The sequence below is a fragment of the Senegalimassilia anaerobia JC110 genome, from assembly GCF_000236865.1.
GTDB classification, from domain to species: domain Bacteria; phylum Actinomycetota; class Coriobacteriia; order Coriobacteriales; family Eggerthellaceae; genus Senegalimassilia; species Senegalimassilia anaerobia.
Map to the genome: position 1 here is coordinate 665319 of NZ_HE611014.1, position 7040 is coordinate 672358.

At 59.4% G+C, this 7040-nt stretch carries 9 protein-coding genes; 1 reads left to right on the forward strand and 8 read right to left on the reverse strand.

Features of this window, described 5'->3' with window-relative positions; all coding sequences use genetic code 11:
• Positions 1 to 62 precede the first annotated feature (62 nt).
• The 7 genes from SFHG_RS02765 to SFHG_RS02795 form a co-directional block, all read right to left on the reverse strand.
• Positions 63 to 1310, reverse strand: a complete 1248-nt coding sequence (locus tag SFHG_RS02765) for an MATE family efflux transporter (RefSeq protein ID WP_392391968.1) — start codon at positions 1308 to 1310, stop codon at positions 63 to 65.
• A gap of 152 nt (positions 1311 to 1462) precedes the next feature.
• Complete coding sequence (locus tag SFHG_RS02770) at positions 1463 to 2311, reverse strand: aldo/keto reductase (RefSeq protein WP_042433098.1); 849 nt, start codon at positions 2309 to 2311, stop codon at positions 1463 to 1465.
• Positions 2312 to 2323: 12 nt separating this feature from the next.
• Complete coding sequence (locus tag SFHG_RS02775; RefSeq protein WP_238318251.1) at positions 2324 to 2770, reverse strand: cupin domain-containing protein; 447 nt, start codon at positions 2768 to 2770, stop codon at positions 2324 to 2326.
• Positions 2771 to 2806: 36 nt separating this feature from the next.
• A complete protein-coding gene (locus tag SFHG_RS02780) occupies positions 2807 to 3280 on the reverse strand; it encodes a flavodoxin (protein WP_042433101.1) in 474 nt (157 codons plus the stop codon).
• A gap of 40 nt (positions 3281 to 3320) precedes the next feature.
• On the reverse strand, positions 3321 to 3662 hold the full coding sequence (locus SFHG_RS02785) for a carboxymuconolactone decarboxylase family protein (protein ID WP_042433103.1): 342 nt from the start codon (positions 3660 to 3662) through the stop codon (positions 3321 to 3323).
• A gap of 5 nt (positions 3663 to 3667) precedes the next feature.
• Positions 3668 to 3901: a hypothetical protein gene (locus SFHG_RS02790; protein WP_042433107.1), complete on the reverse strand. Its 234-nt coding sequence runs from the start codon at positions 3899 to 3901 to the stop codon at positions 3668 to 3670.
• Positions 3902 to 3905: 4 nt separating this feature from the next.
• Positions 3906 to 4925, reverse strand: coding sequence for an aldo/keto reductase (locus SFHG_RS02795; RefSeq protein WP_042433110.1), 1020 nt, complete (start codon positions 4923 to 4925; stop codon positions 3906 to 3908).
• A 137-nt stretch (positions 4926 to 5062) separates the two neighbouring features.
• Here SFHG_RS02795 and SFHG_RS02800 point away from each other — a divergent pair, with 137 nt between their 5' ends.
• The gene (locus SFHG_RS02800) at positions 5063 to 5944 is read left to right on the forward strand and encodes a LysR family transcriptional regulator (protein WP_042433113.1); all 882 of its coding nucleotides are present in this window, start codon (positions 5063 to 5065) and stop codon (positions 5942 to 5944) included.
• 582 nt (positions 5945 to 6526) lie between these two features.
• Here SFHG_RS02800 and SFHG_RS10925 read toward each other — a convergent pair.
• A complete protein-coding gene (locus SFHG_RS10925) occupies positions 6527 to 6697 on the reverse strand; it encodes a hypothetical protein (protein WP_187364754.1) in 171 nt (56 codons plus the stop codon).
• Positions 6698 to 7040 lie beyond the last annotated feature (343 nt).

Genomic DNA, 7040 nt, shown 5'->3' on the forward strand with positions numbered 1-7040 from the left:
AGCGATGACCGAAAGAATCGTCGCGGGCGGCTTTCGCTGGTGAAAGGTCGCCCCATTTGGTGTTACGACGTGGCGGTCTTGGGGCGCATGGCTTGTTGCGCGGGCTTGCAGTAGACAAGTGCACCGGCGATGAGCAGTGCCGTGGTGCAAAAACTTACCGGGTAGGCAACCATGACGGTGGCAAACGTGGGGTGTACCGGAAAGACCGCCAGGGCCCAAAAGAAGCGCGTGCCGCACACGCCGATTGCCGTGAGCGCCGAAGGCAGCGCCGAGATGCCAAATCCGCGCAGGTAGCCAGACATGTTTTCGTACGCCATGCTAAACACGTAGGCAGGGAAGAGCATGCATACGCGCACATAGGCGATATCGAGAACCTCGGCATCCGAGCTGAAGAGCGCCAAAATCGTGCGTCCCTGCCAAACGACCAGCACAATCATGACGATGGTGATAATCGCGTCTTCGATAAGGGCGACCTTGAGCGCCTTTTTGCAACGCCCCAGATTGCTCGCGCCACTGTTTTGCCCCACGAACGTGGTGCATGCCTGGCTAAACGAGTTGAGCAGACTGTAGCAGACAAACTCCAGCGCAAGTGCGGCAGAAGATGCAGCCACGACCTGAGCGCCCAGGCTGTTAATACAGGTTTGGATGAGAATGTTTGCCAGCGAAAATACGCTGCCCTGGATGCCTGCGGGGAGTCCGATGCGAACGATTTTGGTGACCGATTCGCGGTCGATGCGCAGGCGTCTGGGATCGATGCGAATGGCCTCGTCCGCTTTGAGAAGGCGCGTGAAGAGAAATCCGGAGCTTACGATGTAGCACAGCACAGTGGCCAGCGCCACGCCGGCAGCGCCCCAGCCCAAGAATGCTACGAAGATGCCGTCGAGCACGACGTTGAGGGCCGTCGAGATGGCAAGTGCCATGAGCGGCATGCGCGTTACGCCAACGCTTCGAAATATGGCGGCTTCAAAGTTAAATAGCAGGATTGCCGGGATGCCCAACAGATACACGCGCAGGTAGACGAGGGCATCGTTAAAGATCTCGGGCGGCACGCTCAGGCATTGCATAACCGGTCGGCTCGCGATCTCCATCAGGATGGTCACAACGACGCCGAGAAGCGCAAGAACCACGGCGGTGTGCGCACAGCGATTCGCGCGATCTCGATTGCCGGCACCTACGGCATGCGCGATCGTGACGTTCGCGCCCAAAGAGAGGCCGACAAACAGCATGATGAGCAGGGTCGCAATAGGCGTGGTCGAGCCTACGGCAGCCATGCCCAACGTTCCGCCGTCGGGTGAGAAGCGTCCAACCATCAAGGTGTCGATGAGATTCGAAAGCTGCTCGAGGATGCCGGTGATGGCGACAGGTAATGCGAACAACGGGATATCGCGCCACAGCGAACCGTGAAGGATGTTGATGTTGGTGCTCGATTGTGCCATAAGAGCTTGCTTCTAGCCTTTCGTATTTATTTCTGGCCCTCGACGTCGGGATGCCAGCTGGAATACAGCTTCATCTTCTCGGCCGTGCGCTCGTAAAAGGGCTTGCCGTGATCGAGGGCAGCAATTTGCGCCATGTCCTCGTCGGTGAGCTCGAAGTCGAAGATGTCGATGTTGTCGTTGATGTGTGACGGCGTTTTGGAGCCGGGGATCACAACGTTGTCCTGCTGAATATGCCAACGCATGATGACCTGAGCCGGGGTCTTGCCGTACTTAGCCGCAAGCTCGCGAACGACGGGCTCCTCGAGGATGACCTTGTTGTCGCGGCCGCCCAGCGGATACCAGGCCTGAAGTGCGATGCCGTGCTTCTCCAGCAGCGCCTTGAGCTCGGTCTGCGGGAAGTAGGGGTGGCACTCCACCTGGATAAGGGCGGGCATAACCTCGCAGTGGGCGAGCAGATGCTCGATCTCCGTTTGATTGAAGTTGGAGATGCCAATAGAGCGCAGCTTGCCTGCTTTGTATGCTGCCTCGAGCTTGGCGTAGCCGGCTACGTAGTCTCCTGCGGGCTGGTGCAGGATCATGAGGTCGATGTAGTCACAGCCCAGGCGCTCAAGGGTCTCGTCCACGGCGGTGTCGGACTCATAGAAGCACGGCCACAACTTGGTCTCGAGGAAGATCTGATTGCGAGTGCGGCTAGAGTCGCGCATGCCGCGGCCCACAGCCCGCTCGTTGACGTAGGCGTTGGCGGTGTCGATGAGCTCGTAGCCGTTGTCCAGGGCGTAGGCGACGGACAGCTGCGCGTCGTCGGGTGAAAGTAGATACGTGCCCAAGCCCACCTGCGGCATCTTGACATCGTTGTTGAGTGTCACGTAATTCATGTTGGTTCCTTTCTAGTTATTGCCGAGCGCGTTGTAGGCTTTGTCGTCCACGGGCTCGAGCCATTCATTGCTAGTGCCCTCGCCGGGGAACTCGAAGGCCAAGTGGCTGAACCAGCTGTTGGCGACGGCGCCATGCCAGTGCTTGACGTTGGCGGGGATCTCGACGATATCGCCGGGGCGCAGGCGCTGGGCGGGTTTGCCCTCTTCCTGGTACCAGCCCTCGCCGTCGACGCAGATCAATACCTGTCCGCCGCCCTTGCTCGCGTGGTGAACGTGCCAGTTGTTGCGGCAGCCCGGCTCAAAGGTGACGTTGTGGATGGGCAGGTAATCGCCCGGGGCGGTCAGCGCATTGAGGTAGCTCTGCCCGATAAAGTACGGCGCGAATGCGTCGTTGGGCTCACCGAGGCCAAATATTCCGCCGTGGGCCTCAGGTGCTGCGCCTTCATTTTTGATAGTCACGGTGTTCCCTTCATTCATTTGTTGGTCCTTGCTGCGTTAGAGGTACCTTGCTGCAAACTTCTCGAGTTCGGCGTCGCTCTTGTTGTTGAGAACGCCGCCGTCGACGATCTTTGCATCCGGTGCGCATGCTCTGAGCATCGACGCCGTCTTGCCCATTCCGCTTCCGCCCGAGGTGGCAAACAAGACGATTGTTTTGCCTGCCAGGTCGTAAGACTCAAGGAACGTGTTGATAATCGCCGGCGCCACGTACCACCAGATGGGGAATCCCAAAAAGACGGTGTCGTAGTTCTCGATATGCTCGACCCTGGAGGCTATGGCGGGGCGGCAGGAGGGGTCGGCCGCCTCCAGCGTGCTGCGGCTCTGCTTGTCGCGCCAGTCAAGGTCGGCGTTTGTGTATGGATCGGTGGGCACAATGGCGAACAGATCGCTGTCCGTCGCGCGTGCCAGTCGACTTGCAACGTCCGTGGTGGTGCCCGTTGCGCTGAAATATGCCACAAGTGTTTTGGCCATCGGGAATCCTTTCGTTGTTGCGGTTCGGGTTTATGCCGGGTTATTCCTTGGTGTCGGCATCGTCGGCATACACTTCTTTGGCCACGTTGAAGGCCGCCCAGGCGTTGGGCCAGCCGGCGTAGAAGGCGATGTGAGTAAGAAGCTCCGCCATCTCCTCGCGCGTGACTCCGTTTGCGTGGGCGCTGGCCAGGTGATACTTGAGCGAGCTGTCGGTGATGCCTTTGCCGATGAGCGCGCTCACGGTGACGATGCTGCGCAGTTTGAGCGGCAGCTTGTCCTCACGGTTCCACACTTCGCCAAAGAGAATGTCGTCGTTGAGATGCGCGAACTCCGGGGCGAACTCGCCCAAGGCGTCGTGGCCCGCGGTCTGTTTGATGGTCATGCTGGTTACTCCTTTGAATTACGTGAACAGCACCCGGTTGAGACGCTGCGCAGCTGGTAGATGAGATAATCGAGGCACTCGAGCTTCTTTTGCTCCGAGTGGATGTTCTCGAGCAATTCGCGACGATATTGTTTGAGCAGGCAGATGCGCGCGCAGCCGCTGTCGGCGGAGGTGTACTGCTCGATGAGCTCCTCGCTGCAGCCGGCGTCGCGGAGGTTGTCGATGATGCTACCGTCCATAGGCCTACCTTGAAGTTTTGACCTTGGTCGTGCCGGCGAGCGGCTTCTCGCCCGGGCGGCTCTTGGGCCCCACGAGTGCATGCGGCCGATAGAGCTCCTCGAGGAAATCGACCTCGGCGGTGGAGAGCGTCAGATCGAGCGCGGCCACGGCATCGTCGACGCGCTCGGGTTTGGAACAGCCCACGATGGGGGCCTCGACCCCGCGTGCCCAGTGCCATGCCAATGCAACTTGCGACATCGGCGTGCCGTGATCGGCGGCAACCTTGGCCACGCGCTCGACGATGGGCATGTCGATGGCGCGGTCGTGGTCGTATTTGTTGACCATGGTCTTGTCGGTGGTGCCGCGGGTGCTGGTGCTCTCCCAGGTAGGGCGGCAGAGATGTCCCGACGCCATGGGGCTGTACGGCGTAAGGGCCATGTCAAACTGGCGGCACACCGGAATCATCTCCCGCTCGTCCTCTCGGTACAGCAGGTTGTAGTGGCACTGCATGCTCGTAAAGGGCGTCCAGCCGTTGTCGCGTGCGACGATCTGGAGGTTATGCAGCTGGTAGGCGTACATGGCGCTGGCGCCGAGAGCACGAACCTTGCCCTCGCGCATCAGGTCGTTGAGCGATTCCATGGTCTCTTCCATGGGTACGTCGTAATCGAAGCGATGGATGATGTAGAGGTCCAAGTAATCGGTGCCGAGGCGTTTGAGCGAACCTTCGATCTCGCGCTTGATGGCCGCGGCGGAAAGGCCGCCTTCGTTGAAGTGGACCTTGCTGGCAAGCACGACGTCTTCGCGTGCGATCCCTAGGTCGCGCAGCGCGGCGCCGATATATTCCTCGCTCGTGCCGAAGCTGTAGCAGTTGGCGGTGTCGATAAAGTTGATGCCGGCGTCGAGCGCGCGCTTGATGACGGCGCGAGTATCGTCGGGCCCGATGGTCCACTGGTGGAAGTCGGGGCTGGCCTCACCGAAGCTCATGCCGCCCAAGCAGAGTTTGGAAACTTTGATGCCGGAATGTCCAAGGGTGGTGTACTGCATGGCTCTCTCCTTGTTCTTGAGGGATGGCTATAGCGTACGTTGACGGGCGGATGATGTATATTGCTTATAGCGACTATCTAGATATACGATGACCGAATGGCTAGTCGAAGGACGGATTTAGCCGGATTGGGGGCGCCATGGAGCTGCGAACGCTGCGCTATTTTCTGGCGGTGGCGCGCGAGGAAAACATGACCGAGGCGGCAAACGTGCTGCATGTGACGCAGCCCACACTGTCGCGCCAGATCGCCGACCTGGAGCGCGAGCTGGGCGTCGAGCTGTTTGAGCGCACCAATCGGTCGTGCGTGCTTACAAGCGACGGCATGCGCCTGCGCCAGCGTGCCGAAGAAATCATCTCGCTGGTTGAGCAGACCGAGTCGGAGCTGGCGGATCGGGAGCTCGGCATTGCGGGCAATATCCGCATTGGCGCTGGCGAGACCAAGTCGATGCGGCTGGTGCTCGACACTTTTGCGGAGCTGCGTCGTGACCATCCCGGCGTGACGATCGAGCTCAACACCGGCAATGCCGACGCGGTGGAGGAGCGCCTGGAGCGTGGCCTGCTCGACTTTGCCCTGCTGTTGGAGCCCGTTAACGTCGAGAAATACGAGTGGATCCGTATGCCCGAGGCAGATCGAGCCGGTGTAGTCGTTGCGGCAAGCGGCCCCTGGGGCGACTTAGACGTGCTGACGCCTGCGGACGTAGCGCAAATGCCGTTGCTGCTGAGCTCGCGCACGTCGAATCGAGCACTGGATTTGGCGGCGTGGTCTTGCGGCGCCCTTACCATCGATAACCTCAACGTCGTGGGGCATTTCGACTTGATCGGCAACGCATCGCATCTGGTGCGTTCGGGCACTGCGTGTGCCGTTGCCATTGGCAGCCTGCTGCAGGTGGACGAAAGCAGCGACCTTCGGTTTATCCCATTTGAGCCGCCGCTTACCATCGCGTCGTACCTGGTGTGGAAAAAATATCGCCTGTGTTCCCGCGCCTGCGAAGAGTTCCTGAACCGCTTGAATGGAATGTGACAAAGAGGCAGCCCCTTGGTCGCATTCGTTGATATGAGAGAAGGATAAATCCTTACTCCCGTTCCTCCGAATACCGCCCAATACTTTGCCGTCTTGAAACACGGGGAGCAAATGGCGAAATCGCAGATGAAAGGGAGTAAAACGGCAAAGAAAAAGCCTCCGTCCCAACGCGGGAACGGAGGCTCGATAATCGTTTTTACTCACCGCCGTCGCTGGCGGCTTTGCCATGACTCTCGCACGAAACGAAACTCGGCGGCACAGTGCGGCACTCAAAAGTGCAGGCCAGAACCCTACCAGCCTACTCCCACTCAGTGACTGATCCAGTCCGAGTGTTGTCGATGCGTGTCGCGTCGTACCGCCTAAGGGCTGATTCGCGCGCAACTTGGGCGAATCAGCCCCTTGATTCGCGATTTCGGGAATGACTCAATTGATTCGCGAAACCGCAGGTCGCTCCTTTAATCACTCCCTGGTTTCCGCCGGGGTTCGTAGCGGGTGGCGTGAAAAGGGGTGATTCAAAGGGTCGGAGAGATGCCTATAGCGCAATCGTCTGGTATTGGCGCGGTGAAGGGCTTCTCGCCTCCATCAGTCCAAATCGTCAAGCTCGGAAAGCCTTGCGAGCTCGATGGCCGAATCGACCGCCTCTTCGAAATCGACGCCTTCCGCATAGGGCGATGCCGAGACGCAGGAGGACCAGATGCCCCGCATCATATCGGATCTTCTGACCTCGCCGAGCACGGCCTCGTAGTCGCCCATCTTGCCAAATGAGCCGCGCCTGGAGGCGGTGGCGACAACGGCTTCGTGCAGGGAACCCCGCCAGCCGCATTAACCCGTCGCCCGCGAAAGACGTCGAGCTAGAGAAGAGGACCTATTTCCCGTCATGGATTGGGTTTACCTGCATGGCTAGAGCCCTGGTGTAATTGGCTGGATCACCGTTCCGGGAACCAGTATCGACCTACCTGTCCGCCAAGCTCCTTCTTCAGCTCCAGCCTAGTATCTGACTCGCGCTGTTATAAGCGAAAACCGAAGAGATGCGTCTTTGTCGAGAAATTGAAGTTGGTCTCCCCTTACTGCGCGATTTATGCGCTACAGTTAGATG